Raw genomic sequence first — 14,805 nt, 5'->3', positions numbered from 1 at the left:
TATACCAATTGGGTATAATTACTCTTTTATAAAGTAAATGTCGCTAAAGCCCATACGGGCAAACTCTTGGTCGCGAAAGTTACGAACAGAAGCAGACCCTTTTGAGGTCATTTCTATTTGGCGTACCATGTTTAAGTAATTTGTTAAATCAATACCCTCGGCAGCAGCAATAGCTTGATACATGTCGTGGTATTTATCTTTTGCGAAGTTAATTTCGCGCGGTTGGTTTTTAAATGTATACGTTATTCTGCGTGCCATAATAAGCTCAGTTAAATTGAGTGTTAGTATAATTTTACACTGTATTGAACTGGCATTGAATGATTTGTTTAAATCAAATAATTAAAAAGTAGAGTTTAAAATGAAATTATCAGTAGAGATCAGTAAATATCCACTTCACCAAGATTACATTCCGTTTATTAAAGGCTTTATTGACCGCTTAAACGAATACGAAAATTTAAAAGTGATTACTAATACGCTATCAACGCAAATTTTTGGTGATTATGATTTAGTAATGCAGGTGTTAAATACCGAAATTAAGCGCTCATATGAAGAATTTGGTAAAGCTATTTTTGTATGTAAGTTTCTCTCTGGCGACTTATCGCCTGAATAATCTATAATACCAATCTGCATAAATCTTTGATCAATTTAACGAATTAAATTGCACTAAAACGTCGTTAAAAATTTTTTATTTAGAACAACTAGATACAAAAATTTTTGCCTAGTTCTAGCGTAATTTCCTTAACGTTAAATAGACCCCGTATATAAGCAGATTGGTATAACAATCTGCACAACTAAACGGTAACTGCATAATATGGATTTTTTAACACAAACCTTAAGCGGTTTTACAGCAATGTCGCATTGGGAATACATTGCGGTAGGATTGTCGATGGCGTACTTATTATTGGCAATAAAGGAAAGCTTATGGTGTTGGCCAGCGGCATTTTTTAGCACGCTCATTTATACAATTATGTACTGGAATGGCGCATTGCTCATGGAGTCATTACTTAATTTTTATTATATGTATATGGCTGTGTTTGGATGGGTTGTATGGCGAAAAGGCAAAGCTGAAAATTTAAATATTACATCGTGGTCGATAAACCGTCATGCTGTTTTAATTAGTTTAACAACCGTAGCTGCAATTACAATTGGTTACGTTATGCAAAACTATACGCATGCCGATTTTGCTTATCTTGATAGTTTTACAACTTGTTTTGCCGTAGTAACTACTTACTTAGTTGCTAAAAAAGTCCTCGAAAACTGGCTGTACTGGATTGTAATAGATGCAGCTTCCATGTATTTATATTATGAAAAAGGCTATTACCCAACGCTTGCGCTCTTTATATTTTATACCATTATGGCAGCGTGGGGCTTTAAAACTTGGTACGAAGAGTACGAACAAAGCCAAGCTAAGCCGCTAGCTCAGCTTTAATTAATGATTGATCATCATCAGTTAGTAAAAATATGTAGTGCGTTTATAGAGCCTACGAGCGTTATTTCAAGCGAGCGACTACTTAATGGTTTTAGTAACGATAATTTTTTAATACGTACCAAACAACAAGGGTATTTATTAAAGTGTTATAAAAGCCATTGGCCAGCCATAGGGCTTGAAGCACAGCGTTTTTTAAGTGAGCTTAATATATGTCCTGCGCCTGTTTGGCTCGATAAAAAGAATAGCCGTGCGGTATTTAATTATATTGAAGGTAATACAGCGCAATCGGATATAACGCTTAGCTTTATTAATAAACTTGCTCAAGTGCACAATTACACAGTGTCTACTGCGCCAATGGATATAGCTAAAGAGCTGCATTTTTATCAAAGCACCGGCGTATATACGCAATATAAACCTCAAATAGAGCAGGCACTCAAAGTAGTTGCAGCCATGCAATTTGATGAAGGCTTTTGTCATAATGACTTGGTAAAAGATAACATTATTGTAAATGCTTCGGGCATGTATTTAATTGATTTTGAGTACGCGCAAACCAACGATGTATATTTTGATTTGGCAGCTCTTGCAGTGAGCTTTAATCTTAATGAGAGCAGCGAAAGTACATTGTTAAATAACTATAAAAATAGCGTTGATGAAACAAGTACGTTTTACCCATCAATAGATAAGCTAAATTACTATAAGCTGTTTTTTTTGGTGTTGTGTATTGCTTGGTATGAGGAGCGCAGCATAACTAGTAAATCTATAATGTTACGTGCGCAGCTAAATAAACTTGTTACTAATACTTTTTTATAAAAGTTACAAACCACCAAAGCGTTCAGCTAATTCTTTATATTTTGCAACTTCTGCGGCATCAAATTGTGGCTCGCCGTTTTCGTCTTCTGACTTAGCTATTAGTAAACTCTCGCGAGCAAGACGCTTTACACGCTCAACTTTTACACCTAAAAATTCAGCGGTTTGCTCTGTAGACATTAAACTCATAATTATTTCCCTCGTATTAAATCAATTCGTATCACAATAACCATAGTAATAATGTTGCTAAAGCGTTACTACTTTTTACCGAATATGAATAAATAGCGTGTTTTTAAGTCATTGTGAAGTGTTTTATTTAAAACAGCTTAATTAATAAGCATATAAGCTGATCTTACTGGTATTTATTTAAAGATCTCTTTATCATTGCGGGTGCTAAAGCACTGATATCGCGAGTTGGTGTGGCGGCAACAAATGTGCTCTCGTGGTGAAATGGATATCACGTGGCCCTCCGGAGGCTGAGTTGTAGGTTCGATCCCTACCGAGAGCGCCATTTGCTTTTATATGTATTAATTATCCTCTTTATATTACCTAGCTTCTTATTAATTACTCTTATATTTAAAAGTACATTTACTGCAAAAACTTTGAAAGTTAATTTTAAAAATAGCTTTCTAGTTATTTATACAATGCAAAATTAGCATCCAAAATTCATGTTGTACTTTTTTGCATATAAAATTTAGTGATAAATGAGGAAGACCGATTCAATGTTAAATAGTCAATTAGAGATACTAGCTCAAGGGCACGCTTATCTTGAAGGTGTAACTAAAGAGGACTATTCCCAAGTCATAACTCCTAATTTTATCAGCTCGGCAGGTGCTCATATGCGACATATTATCGATCATTATCAATCTTTAATGACCGGCTTTAGCACGCAAAAAGTAGATTATGATTGCCGCTTAAGAGGAGGGGATATTGAAAGCTCTCCAACTGCTGCAATAAAAAAGATTGCCGAGATAGCATCGTGGATTGAACAGCTAAGTCCAGATGATTTTAATAAACCGTTATCACTTTCAAGCGAAGTTTCGATTAAAAGCAAAAATGTACAAACAGTAACAACATCACTTGCGCGAGAGCTTATTTTTGTAGGCAGTCACGCTGTGCACCATTACGCGATGATTTCACAAATTTCTTTTGCTCAAAAGTCGCAGCTCGATAAAAGCTTTGGTTTAGCACCAAGTACAGCTACTTTTTTAAGAGAAAATAGCCAGCCAGCACAACCAAAATCGATGCAAAATTAAAATGTGCACGTTGAGCTACTTTTTAACTGATGATGGCTACGAGTTATTTTTTAATCGTGATGAGAAAAAAACACGACAAACGGCAGTCGCTCCAAGTAAGCACCAGGGCAATGCAATTTTTCCCATTGATCCGCAAGGAGGAGGTACTTGGCTTGGCGTATCGCATTTTGGGCAAACACTCGCATTATTAAACGATTACCAAAGTGTATTCGATATAACTGCGGTAAAGCATAGTAGAGGTCTGTTAATCCCTCATTTACTGAGCAATAAAGCCCCTGCATTGTCCCAATTACAAAACATGGATTTATCGGGCTACGCGCCTTTTAAGTTGTGTATTTTTCCGGATGGGCTATCGATAAATAACAATAACGTGGTTTTTGTTAGGTGGGATGCAAAGCAGTTAAGCCACTGCCAAGTTGAACCACTTGCTACGTCATCAGGTGTTGAGCTTGAAACGGTGACACAAAAGCGTAAACATCAATTTAAGCAACTTATTGATTTAAGACATCCTGAAAGCGAGCAATTTTTAGCGTTTCACTATAGTAAAGCCGAACAAGGGCAATATGGCGTAAACATGCTAAGAGAAGATGCAATGACAGTCAGTATTAGTCATATTAAAGTTGGTAACACTATACGCTTTAATTATTTTGATAAGCAGTCTCAGCTCATTAGTAGCATTGGTTGTTTAAAAGTGGCTGCAGCTTAACTAAATATTTTTATAGCTGTTACATAACTAAAAAAGTCGACGCAATTAATAGCGTCGACTTTTTTTGCTCAATTTTTACCTGCTATATTAATACAGCAGGTAAAAATTATGAGTGATTTATATAATCATCCTTTTTATCACCAAGGTAGAGCTTAAGTAGCTTTTCAGGCGCACTTGGTAGGTGCACACTTAAAAGTAATCCTGGCGTGTGATTAAAGTTGCTATCAATGCCCATGCAATGAAATTGAGCGCCTAGCTTGTGGTACTGCTTTAATAAAATTGGTATGTCTTTTTTATCTTCTTCTATTCCCATAACCAATGCTGATACATGGCCTATGTTTAACGCGTGGTCATTAATAAAGTCTTCAAATTCTGGGTGAAGCTTATTATTAAAAGGCGTATTGGCGCTAACACCTTGTTTATTATTAACCATTGTATGGTCAATAATTGCAACAGAACGAGGGTCATAAAGTTTACTTAATGAAACCGTGCCATATAAAGTCCTATAGCGTGGATTTTGCGCCATAAATACACCAATCCCTTTAAATAGCAGTAATAAACCATGGTAACTGCCCTGATGTTTTTGAACTATAAACGATCGACCCATTTCTAAGCACGGCTGTTGCTGATTAATAAAAGAAGGTTCAAAGTTAAACATTTGCGATAAATAAAGGGCGCTCACGTCGCTATTTTTTTGTAATAAATCGGTTTGTCCAATTCTATAAGCACCAATAATTTCTTCATTTTTATGATCAAAAATAAACAAATGCATGTAAGTCGCATCAAACTTATCAGTGTCGCATGGCTCGCCACTTCCTTCGTTTAATGTGCGAAAAGTTATTTCTCTGAGGCGTGTTATTTCAGTAACGCAATTAGGTATTTGCTCTTGGTAGCCGTAATAAACTGAGTAACCTTTAAAGTCGACTAAATGCTGCTCGCTTGGCAAGTTTGCAAGCTCATTTTTCATTTTTGTTTTATCAACTTCCTGCATAATGGCTTTGAGCTGTGTTGATTGGTTATCCTCTTGCCAAGGCGTTACAAAGCGCTCATCGTTTAAGTAACATTGCAAGCGCGCAAGTGCGTTTATGTCGTCAGTTTTTTCAAACTTATTTAATAATTTGGGTGTAAGTAAATTACCAGCGCTTAAGCTAATAGAGCTTTTTTGAATTTTAAGTAATTCGCGTATTAGCATTAATAATCTAAATCGGTAGTAAACACGCCCCAAGTTATAAAAGGTTGAGCTATTCTGACCGCTAATAAATACAGGCAATAAAGGAGCTTGTGTTTTTAAAGCTAGTTGAGCGGCTAAGCGATTCCATTGTCCGTCAGTTACACGTTGTTTTTCTGATTGAAAAAATGACACTCTTCCCGCAGGAAAAACCACAAGTAAGCCATCATTTTTAACATGACTAAAGCACTGTTTTATTGCGCCGGTATTAATGGCTGCTTTTGGTTTTAGTGGGTTAGCAAAAATAAAATAGTCTTTAATTTCTTTAAATATTTTTAAACCCACGTTAGCCATTACTTTTGTATCGATACGATAATGGGTGAGTAAATTTGCAATAATTACGCCCTCAATCATGCCATAAGGATGATTACATACCACTATGCAAGGACCATGCTTTGGTATTTTGTTAATAACACCTTGTGCACCAAGCACATTAATACCTAATACATTTAACAGCTTTTCACTAAACTCTTGTTTATCTAAACCCGATAAATTATTAGAGAGGTATATATCACGTAGCTTATTGATGCCCAATAGGCTATCGAGCAGCGGAGCGGCTATTTTTAGTATATGACTCAAAGGAGAAACGGTGCTTATTGCCGCTACACTTAAGTTTGATACGGGGTGGTTTAATTTTGTCATATACGTTGATGCTCTTAAATTTTTATAGCTGTTGTGTATATTTAGACCGAGGAAAAACCACATTATGTTCAAATTAGGTTAATTAAGTTTGTTTAAAAGCGTAAAAATAATACTCAAATAGTCTTTTAAGTGCTAAATGGTTGTAGGTTATTAAGAAAATAGAAGAGGGTTTTAATTATCAATAAAATAAGGTTACTCATTACAGCTAATAAGAGTGATACAGCAAGTAATCCTTTGTAGTTATATATCACTACTTACAACTCAAAAACTAGACTTTTAAGCTTAATTAATGCTATTTAAGGTACATCTACTTTAAATGTAAAAAATCTCACCTTTATGCTAATTACTTTGCCTGTGTCTGAGCTCACCCCTGGTATGTACGTTGATAGCGTTACTAAGCAACACGAGGGGATCAATAGCATAAAAATTAAGACCAGTGGCTTGGTGCGCGACAAATCTATTATTAAGCGTTTAGTGTCTGAAGGGGTGCTCGAGCTGCTTATAGATTTTACTAAAGGTGATGCGCCAGTTCCTGCCAAATATAAGCCCCAAAGCGCACCTAAAACATCTAATAGCCAAAAAAAAGTAGAAAAAACACCTATAGCTATTTCTATCGAACAGGAATTTGCTAAAGCGACTGTAAATTACGATCAGCATGGCCGAAAGTTACAATCATTATATGGTGATTTAACATCTGGCCTGAGTGTTAATATAAAAGTGCTTGATGAAATTGCCAGCGAGATAGTCAGCTCAGTCTTTCGTAATGCTAACGCTATGACTATTCTTACTCGTATAAAAGACAAACATAGCTATAACTGGCGCCATATGATCAACTGCGCCATTTTTACTGCTGTATTTGCTAAATACTTAGGGTATGAAAAAGCTGTTGTACAAGAGCTTGCAATGGGGGCGTTACTTCATGACTTGGGCCAAGCTAAATTACCGCAGGGTATATTTTCCAAGCCAACTAAACTAAGTAATAACGAGCTAGCAGCAATTAAAAAGCATGTTGCGCAAGGTTTAGGTTTAGTTAAAGGCGAGAAAGGTATAACTCCCCTTATGCTCGATATGATAGTAAATCATCATGAGCGTTTAGATGGCTCTGGTTATCCGCGAGGCCTGCAGGCTGAAAAGTTAAGTCGCCCGGCGCGTATAATGGCAATTGTAGATGTGTACGATGCTATGACAGCCGATAGAATGCACCAAGAGGGTGATGAGCCTATTAATGCATTACGCTACTTATTAGCCAATAAACACTTGTTTGATGGTGAGTTAGTTCAGCGCTTTATAAAGTGCTTGGGGGTCCATCCGGTAGGGACTATTGTAAAATTAACGAATGAACGTTTAGCCTTAGTGCTTGAAGGGAACGTATTAAATCCTATAAAACCTAAAATTAAACTATTTTATAATGCTAAGCACAATCATCATGTTACACCTAAAGACATAGATTTAAGTGAGCACACCCAAGAGCTGAAAATACTAGCGAGTGTTAAGCCTCTTGATTATCAGATTAATTTGTCTCGCCTGCTAAAAGAGCATTTGTTGAACTAGTTTTACTGCATTGCCTTTTTTTAGTTTGTTTTGCAGAAATAAACGCACCCAAAAAACAACTTCCCATCAGTGTGAGCCATAGCAAAGTACCTAACTCTACGTGCAATGCAAAACAACAAAGCGCTAAAGAAATCAACGCATTTAACATTGCCCCAAGCCAATAATGGTTTACGGGGTTATCGCATTGTCCTGCTTGAGTGCATGCGCAGTAGTTTGCTTTGTAAAAGCAAAATACACTCGCCCCACAAAATATTAGCCCTGTAATAATAAATAAAATGATCACAGTTTTACTTCCATTGCGATTTTATAGTGAGTGTAATTTGCTATATATTTCAAGTCAATCTAAATGATAATTAATTACAATTAGAGCTTTAACTCTAATAGCACGTTTCTCATCCGATGAGTTTTAAATAGTTGTTAAAATGTCGTTAAATAACATGTTTTTTGCTGTTTTTTGACGCATTCATAGAGTTTTTTACAAAAAATTAAGGTAGTGTAGCAAAGTTTCAAATCCTAATAACAACACACATAGTACCCAAACAGTCAGTTTGGTTAAGGACTCAACAATGAAATTTTCTAAAACTCTTATTGCAGCTTCGCTTGCATTTGTTTCAGCTGATAGCTTTGCAGCTGCGTTTCAATTATCAGAGCAAAATGCTTCGGGTTTAGGCCGTGCATACGCTGGTGAAGCTTCTATCGCAGACGATGCGTCTGTAGTTGCACGTAACCCTGCACTAATGACTTTATTTAAAGATAAACAACTAAGTGTTGCTGCTATTGGTGTAATCCCAGATGTAAGCTTAGAAGGTGAAGGCGCGCCAACTGGTATTGATCAATCTACATTAGATGACGATAGCATTGCCCCAAGTGCAGTGGTACCAGCAGCTTACTTTACTATGCCTTATAACGATAAAGTATCACTTGGTTTTGGTGCATTTTCTAACTTTGGTTTATCAACAGACTTTGACGATGACTACTCAGCAGGACAGATTGCTGGTAAAACAGAAATTTTCACCGTTAACTTAAATGCAAGCGTTGCTTATAAAGTTACTGAAAAGTTTAGCTATGGTATTGGCTTAAATGTAATTTACGCTGATGCAACTATTGTGCGTCACCTAGGAACAACTCCGCTGCCTATTCCAGATCAAACTGAAGTTGTAAATCTTGAAGGTGATGATACAGGCTATGCTTTGAACATTGGTTTAATGTATCAATTAGATGAAAACAGTCGTTTTGGTTTTAATTATCGTACAGAAACAGATATTACATTTGAAGGTACTTACTCTAACCAGTTACCTATGACAGACTTTACGCCACAAGGTTTGTCTGGAACTGAGCTTCCAGGATCTGTTGATATTACACTTCCTGCAATAGCTGAATTTTCAGGTTCTCATCAGTTAGATGAAAAACTTGGTCTTCATTACAGTATTTTATGGACAGGTTGGAGTAGCTTTGATTCATTAGAAGCACAAGTTACAGCTCCAACTGGCGATAAGTTTAGCGCATTTAATAAAGATGAAAGCTTCTCTGATTCATACCGTTTCGCTGTTGGTTCAGATTACCAATATAACGAAGATTTATTACTTCGTGCTGGTGTAGCATTTGATCAGTCTCCAGTATCACAAGATCACCTGTCGATCTCTATCCCAGATACAGATCGTTTTTGGTTCTCATTCGGTGGTAACTACACAATTGATCAAAGCTCTAACGTTGATCTTGGTGTAAGTATTATCCGTGGTAAAACTCAGAACTTTGAAGAAGATGGATTTGAGTTTGAGTCAGAAGGTAATGCAGTACTTATTGGCGCTCAGTACAACTACAAGTTTTAATGTAGAAGTGTCTTGTGGTCAATCACAGGGCACAAAAAAGCCGCTCACTTTAATTAAAGTGAGCGGCTTTTTTAATGCCTATTAAATAGTGTTAATAGGCATAATAACTAAAATTATAAGCTTTCTATTTTAGTTTTTTGCTCAAGTAGCTTAGTTTTAGCATCGCTAAATTCAGCCAGTTTTGCATTTTCTTTAGCAAGTACAGCTTCAGGTGCGTTGTTTACAAACTTTTCGTTAGCGAGTTTGTTTTGCACTTGTGCTAGGCCTTTTTCTGCTTTTTCGAGTTGCTTATTAATACGCGAAAGCTCGGCTTCTACATCAATTAAGCCCGCCATTGGGATCATGATCTCAAGGTTGCCAACATAAGAAGTCGCACATGCAGGTGCGTCGTCTTTGTTTTCAAGCATTGTAAACTCTTCAATTTTTGCAAGTGATGCTAAAAATGATTTGTTTTCTTCAATGCGGCGCACGTCGTCGCTTGATGCATTAGCAAGTAATACGCTAAGCGGTTTACTTGGGCTAATATCCATTTCACCACGAATATTACGAATAGCTAAAATGAATTGTTTAACCCACTCTAAGTCGTCCATCGCTTTAGCATCAACGCTTGCTTCATTATATACAGGGAACGGCTGAACCATAATGCTGGTGTTTGTTGTTTCAAGGCCTGCAAGAGGTGCAACACGTTGCCAAATCGTTTCAGTGATGTACGGCATCATTGGGTGCATTAAACGTAGTAAGCTTTCAAGTACTGTAATAAGTGTATTACGTGTACCACGTTGCTGCGCTTCATTACCTTTAAATAATACCGGCTTAGTTAGCTCTAAGTACCAATCACAGAACTGGTTCCAAGTGAATTCGTAAAGCGTATTGGCTGCAAGGTCAAAACGGTAGTTATCTAAATGCTCTGTATACGTTTTAACAGTTGACTCAAATTGGCCTAAGATCCAACGATCAGCAAGAGAGTACTCTTTTGCTGCATCGCTTGCAAAACCACAATCTTGTTCTTCGGTATTCATAAGTACGTAACGGCTGGCGTTCCATAACTTATTACAGAAGTTGCGGTAACCTTCAAGGCGGTTCATATCCCAGTTGATATCACGACCCGTAGATGCCATAGCAGCTAACGTAAAGCGCAGCGCATCAGTACCGTGTGCTTCAATACCGTTATCGAAGGTTTTACGAGTATCTTTTTCGATTTTTTTAGCGACTTTTTCTTGCATCAAATTACTGGTGCGTTTGGTTACTAAGCTCTCAAGGTCGATACCGTCAATCATGTCGATTGGATCAAGTACGTTACCTTTCGATTTTGACATTTTATCGCCATTTTCATCGCGAATAAGACCCGTAACGTAAACCGTTTTAAATGGCACTTGTGGCTTGCCGTTGTCATCTTTGATGAAGTGCAGCGTCATCATAATCATGCGCGCAACCCAGAAGAAAATAATATCAAAACCAGTTACCAGCACGTCAGACGGGTGGAAGGTTTTTAAATCATCGGTATTTTCAGGCCAACCTTGTGTAGAGAAAGTCCAAAGCGCTGATGAGAACCATGTATCAAGTACGTCTTCGTCTTGGCTTAACGTTACGTTATCTGCAATGTTGTTTTCACGGCGAACTTCGGCTTCGTCGCGACCAACAAATACATTGCCTTCACTGTCGTACCAAGCTGGAATACGGTGACCCCACCAAAGCTGGCGTGAAATACACCAATCTTGTACGTCGTTCATCCACGAGAAGTACATGTTTTCGTATTGCTTAGGTACAAATTGAATATCGCCGTTTTTAACAGCGTCTTTTGCAGGTTCAGCAAGTGGTGCAACACGTACATACCATTGGTCGGTAAGTAGTGGCTCAATTACCACACCAGAGCGATCGCCGTAAGGAACCGTTAAACCATGGTCTTCAATTTTTTCAAGCAAACCTAGTTCTTCAAATTCTGCCACAATTGCTTTACGCGCTGCAAAACGATCAAGGCCGTGCAAGCGCTCAGGTATTGGTGCATCAAACTCAAGCTCTTTACCGTTAAAGGTGTATGTTTCACCTTGGGTAAGAATAGCGGCGTCTTTATCGAAAATGTTGATCATAGGCATTTGATGACGCTTGCCCACTTCGTTATCGTTAAAATCGTGCGCTGGGGTTATTTTTACACAGCCCGTGCCTTTATCTTTATCGGCATGTTCGTCAGCAACAATTTTAATACGACGATTAACGATGGGTAATAAAATCTCTTTACCGATTAAATCTGTGTAGCGCTCATCATCAGGATTTACTGCAACACCCGAGTCGCCAAGCATGGTTTCAGGGCGTGTTGTTGCTACTACTATGTAGTCTTTTCCGTCTTGTGTTGTAACGCCATCAGCTAGTGGGTAACGTAAATTCCACATGTGGCCTTGCTTGTCTTTGTTTTCAACTTCAAGATCAGAAATAGCCGTGTGTAATTTTGGATCCCAGTTTACTAGGCGCTTGCCTCGGTAAATTAGGTTTTCTTTATGAAGGCGTACAAACACTTCTTTAACGGCTTCAGATAGGCCATCGTCCATGGTAAAGCGTTCACGATCCCAATCAACCGATGCGCCAAGGCGACGAAGTTGCTTAGTGATAGTGCCGCCAGATTCTTTTTTCCATTCCCAGATTTTATTAATAAAATCTTCGCGGCCTAAATCGTGGCGTGTTTTGCCTTCTTCGGCATGCAGTTTACGCTCAACCAACATTTGCGTTGCAATACCTGCGTGGTCAGTACCTACTTGCCATAATGTGTTGTTACCTTGCATACGTTTAAAACGCGTTAGGGTATCCATTATTGTATCTTGGAAGGCGTGGCCCATGTGTAAGCTACCAGTGACATTCGGCGGCGGGATCATAATTGAATATGGTACGCCTTGGCCAGATGGCTTAAAGTAGCCTTTTTGTTCCCAGTCTTGATATAGCGACTGTTCAATATCTTGCGGATTGTAGGTTTTATCCATTACACAGAACCTTAAATAAGTACTTAAATTAGTTGGTTAGTTTACCTGATTGGCTAGCTATTAATATCTTGCGTGGTGAGATTGGCACCGAGTTGGCGTAGCTTTTTAAAACGCTCGCGGGCTGCTTGCTTAGCAGCTGGTTCTACGGGTACAAAATCAAAAACTTGGTTAAACCGACGAATGTAATCCGGTAACTGAGTAGCCAAGTTAATTAAAACTTTACGATTGCCAACAGGTGGCGTAATACCAATTTCTACAGGTGCGCCGCCTTTAGGGCCTTCACCTTGTAAATTATGTGGCACAAAACTATCTGGATCGAATGCCCAAATTATTTCATCAATGGCACAGGCTGCTTCGTTATCGTTAACACAAATAAACACACGTTGCCCATTTCGATACTGATCGGCCGCAATTTGAGCTGCCAATGCAAAATGATCGTCAGCCTTCGCTTTAGACTCATCTTGTTGCTTTAGAACGAAAAATTTAGCGTTCATGTTCATTGTATCGGGGTTTCCCATGACATTGAATGTATACCAAATTGATATACACAAATTAAGAGGCAGATTTTGCCATATAACGGGGTTTGCTTCAATTAATACACAAATAAATAAGGCGCCAAATGGCGCCTTATAAATAGCTAAATAGATTATTAATCGTGCGTAGCTTCGCTTACACCCGCTCGGTTTAATAAATACTGAGTAAGCATAGGAACAGGACGGCCCGTTGCGCCTTTTTTAGCGCCACTGCGCCACGCTGTACCGGCAACATCTAAATGTGCCCAATTATACTTTTTAGTAAATTTAGATAAGAAACATGCCGCAGTAATAGTACCCGCAGAGCGTCCACCTAAGTTCGTAAAGTCAGCAAATGGGCTTTCTAGTTGATCTTGATAGTCATCCCATAACGGTAACTGCCATGCACGGTCGCCACTTTGCTCAGACGCTTTTAATAAATCGTGTGCAAGTGGGTTATGGTTTGATAGTAAACCAGTAGCATGCGCGCCAAGGGCTACAATACACGCGCCAGTTAGCGTTGCTACGTCAATAACCGTATCTGGGTTAAATCGTTCAACATATGTTAGTGCGTCACATAATACTAAGCGGCCTTCAGCGTCGGTGTTTAACACTTCAACTGTTTGCCCTGACATTGTTGTTAAAATATCACCTGGGCGATACGCATTTGAGCCAGGCATGTTTTCACAACCCGCTAAAACACCAATAACGTTAATCGGCAATTGCATTTGTGCAAGTGCACGCATTGCGCCAATAACGCCTGCTGCTCCGCCCATGTCGTATTTCATTTCGTCCATGCCTTCGCCTGGTTTTAATGAAATACCGCCTGAATCAAACGTTAGACCTTTACCAACAAGTACAATAGGGGCTTGGTCATCAGTGGCGCCTTTGTAGTTAATAATCGACATAATCGATTCGTTATCACTACCTCGGCCAACAGCTAGGTAAGAATTCATACCAAGTTCTGCCATTTGCTTTTCGTCAATAAGATCAACAGTAATGTTGTCAAAATCAGTTGCCAGCTCTTGTGCTTGTTCACCTAAGTACACAGGGTTACAAATATTTGGTGGCATATTAGCTACGTCTTTACATAGCTTACTACCTGCAGCAATGGCTAAACCATGCTCAATAGCGCTTTCGCCAATAGTTAGTTCGCGTCGTGTTGGTACGTTAAACACCATTTTGCGAAGTGGACGGCGAGGGTCTACTTTTTTACTTTTCAGTTGGTTAAACGTATATAAGCAGTCTTGCGTTGTCTCAACTGCCTGACGTACTTTCCAGTAGGTGTCGCGACCTTTAACGTGTTGCTCTGTTAAAAAGCAGACTGCTTCCATAGAGCCCGTTTCGTTTAAGGTATTTATAGTTTTAGAAATGATTTGTTTATATTGTTTATCATCAAGCTCACGCTCTTTACCACAACCAACAAGCAATATGCGCTCGCTTAATACATTAGGTACATGATGCAATAATAAAACTTGGCCTGGCTTACCTTCTAAATCGCCACGGCGAAGTAAATTAGAGATATAACCATCACTAATTTTATCGAGTTGTTCACCAATGGGGGATAACCTACGTGGCTCGTAAACGCCAACCACAATACATGCGCTGCGCTGTTTTTCTGGGCTACCACTTTTTACGTTAAATTCCATTGTTACTCCTGGTTTTGAGTCGTTTAAGTTACTAAGTTGGGGCTAAAAAAGTATTTTCTAGTCTTATCTACGTAACTTATGTAAGGATAATTCTTATTTTAGCTGATTTTGCTAGACTCTTACTGTGTAATTGAACTTTATATGCTTAAGGGCTACTAATGCAACATTATATCGTGCACTTAGGTAGGATAATTAATTTTGATGGCTTATAATAATAGCCTATTTGC

The 14,805-nt window shown here is 38.3% G+C and carries 14 protein-coding genes and 1 tRNA gene; 8 read left to right on the top strand and 7 right to left on the bottom strand.

Features of this window, described 5'->3' with window-relative positions:
• Positions 1 to 18 precede the first annotated feature (18 nt).
• Complete coding sequence (locus AC5NT5_RS13900) at positions 19 to 258, bottom strand: DUF2960 domain-containing protein (RefSeq protein WP_002963045.1); 240 nt, start codon at positions 256 to 258, stop codon at positions 19 to 21.
• A 100-nt stretch (positions 259 to 358) separates the two neighbouring features.
• Between AC5NT5_RS13900 and AC5NT5_RS13895 the strand changes: the two genes are divergently transcribed.
• The 3 genes from AC5NT5_RS13895 to AC5NT5_RS13885 all read left to right on the top strand — a co-directional run bounded on the left by AC5NT5_RS13895 (position 359) and on the right by AC5NT5_RS13885 (position 2,239).
• Entirely contained in the window at positions 359 to 610 is a 252-nt protein-coding gene (locus AC5NT5_RS13895; RefSeq protein ID WP_002963043.1) for a hypothetical protein, read from the top strand.
• 201 nt (positions 611 to 811) lie between these two features.
• Positions 812 to 1,429, top strand: a complete 618-nt coding sequence (gene pnuC, locus AC5NT5_RS13890; protein ID WP_002963042.1) for a nicotinamide riboside transporter PnuC — start codon at positions 812 to 814, stop codon at positions 1,427 to 1,429.
• Positions 1,430 to 1,432: 3 nt separating this feature from the next.
• Complete coding sequence (locus tag AC5NT5_RS13885; RefSeq protein WP_188162214.1) at positions 1,433 to 2,239, top strand: phosphotransferase; 807 nt, start codon at positions 1,433 to 1,435, stop codon at positions 2,237 to 2,239.
• A 3-nt stretch (positions 2,240 to 2,242) separates the two neighbouring features.
• On the opposite strand, the gene AC5NT5_RS13880 is transcribed toward AC5NT5_RS13885, so the two are convergent.
• Positions 2,243 to 2,425, bottom strand: coding sequence for a hypothetical protein (locus AC5NT5_RS13880; RefSeq protein ID WP_002963040.1), 183 nt, complete (start codon positions 2,423 to 2,425; stop codon positions 2,243 to 2,245).
• Positions 2,426 to 2,672: 247 nt separating this feature from the next.
• Between AC5NT5_RS13880 and AC5NT5_RS13875 the strand changes: the two genes are divergently transcribed.
• The 3 genes from AC5NT5_RS13875 to AC5NT5_RS13865 all read left to right on the top strand — a co-directional run bounded on the left by AC5NT5_RS13875 (position 2,673) and on the right by AC5NT5_RS13865 (position 4,198).
• A tRNA-Arg gene (locus tag AC5NT5_RS13875) sits at positions 2,673 to 2,747 on the top strand.
• Between the two features lie 193 nt (positions 2,748 to 2,940).
• On the top strand, positions 2,941 to 3,492 hold the full coding sequence (locus tag AC5NT5_RS13870; RefSeq protein ID WP_518528053.1) for a DinB family protein: 552 nt from the start codon (positions 2,941 to 2,943) through the stop codon (positions 3,490 to 3,492).
• Position 3,493: 1 nt separating this feature from the next.
• Positions 3,494 to 4,198, top strand: a complete 705-nt coding sequence (locus AC5NT5_RS13865) for an NRDE family protein (RefSeq protein ID WP_182671536.1) — start codon at positions 3,494 to 3,496, stop codon at positions 4,196 to 4,198.
• A 106-nt stretch (positions 4,199 to 4,304) separates the two neighbouring features.
• On the opposite strand, the gene AC5NT5_RS13860 is transcribed toward AC5NT5_RS13865, so the two are convergent.
• Positions 4,305 to 6,068, bottom strand: coding sequence for a bifunctional lysophospholipid acyltransferase family protein/GNAT family N-acetyltransferase (locus tag AC5NT5_RS13860; RefSeq protein WP_182682398.1), 1,764 nt, complete (start codon positions 6,066 to 6,068; stop codon positions 4,305 to 4,307).
• Between the two features lie 336 nt (positions 6,069 to 6,404).
• Here AC5NT5_RS13860 and AC5NT5_RS13855 point away from each other — a divergent pair, with 336 nt between their 5' ends.
• A complete protein-coding gene (locus AC5NT5_RS13855) occupies positions 6,405 to 7,619 on the top strand; it encodes a cyclic di-GMP phosphodiesterase (protein ID WP_039490270.1) in 1,215 nt (404 codons plus the stop codon).
• Here AC5NT5_RS13855 and AC5NT5_RS13850 read toward each other — a convergent pair.
• Positions 7,579 to 7,902 (bottom strand): hypothetical protein, encoded by a 324-nt coding sequence (locus AC5NT5_RS13850; protein ID WP_154903641.1) that lies wholly within the window; start codon positions 7,900 to 7,902, stop codon positions 7,579 to 7,581. The two genes, AC5NT5_RS13855 and AC5NT5_RS13850, sit on opposite strands and share 41 nt — an antisense overlap.
• Before the next feature lie 283 nt (positions 7,903 to 8,185).
• On the opposite strand from AC5NT5_RS13850, the gene AC5NT5_RS13845 reads away from it, so the two are divergent.
• The gene (locus AC5NT5_RS13845) at positions 8,186 to 9,448 is read left to right on the top strand and encodes an outer membrane protein transport protein (protein WP_182682400.1); all 1,263 of its coding nucleotides are present in this window, start codon (positions 8,186 to 8,188) and stop codon (positions 9,446 to 9,448) included.
• Between the two features lie 113 nt (positions 9,449 to 9,561).
• Here AC5NT5_RS13845 and AC5NT5_RS13840 read toward each other — a convergent pair whose 3' ends face one another.
• From AC5NT5_RS13840 to pepA, 3 genes are all read right to left on the bottom strand, one after another.
• Complete coding sequence (locus AC5NT5_RS13840) at positions 9,562 to 12,417, bottom strand: valine--tRNA ligase (RefSeq protein WP_494513942.1); 2,856 nt, start codon at positions 12,415 to 12,417, stop codon at positions 9,562 to 9,564.
• A gap of 53 nt (positions 12,418 to 12,470) precedes the next feature.
• Positions 12,471 to 12,917 (bottom strand): DNA polymerase III subunit chi, encoded by a 447-nt coding sequence (locus AC5NT5_RS13835; RefSeq protein WP_002962020.1) that lies wholly within the window; start codon positions 12,915 to 12,917, stop codon positions 12,471 to 12,473.
• A 149-nt stretch (positions 12,918 to 13,066) separates the two neighbouring features.
• Complete coding sequence (pepA, locus tag AC5NT5_RS13830; RefSeq protein WP_494513943.1) at positions 13,067 to 14,578, bottom strand: leucyl aminopeptidase; 1,512 nt, start codon at positions 14,576 to 14,578, stop codon at positions 13,067 to 13,069.
• Positions 14,579 to 14,805: the final 227 nt, after the last annotated feature.

It is taken from the genome of Pseudoalteromonas sp. J2K-J599 (assembly GCF_059295115.2).
Note: the sequence above shows the minus strand (reverse complement) of the source record. Positions and strands in the feature narration are given on the sequence as shown.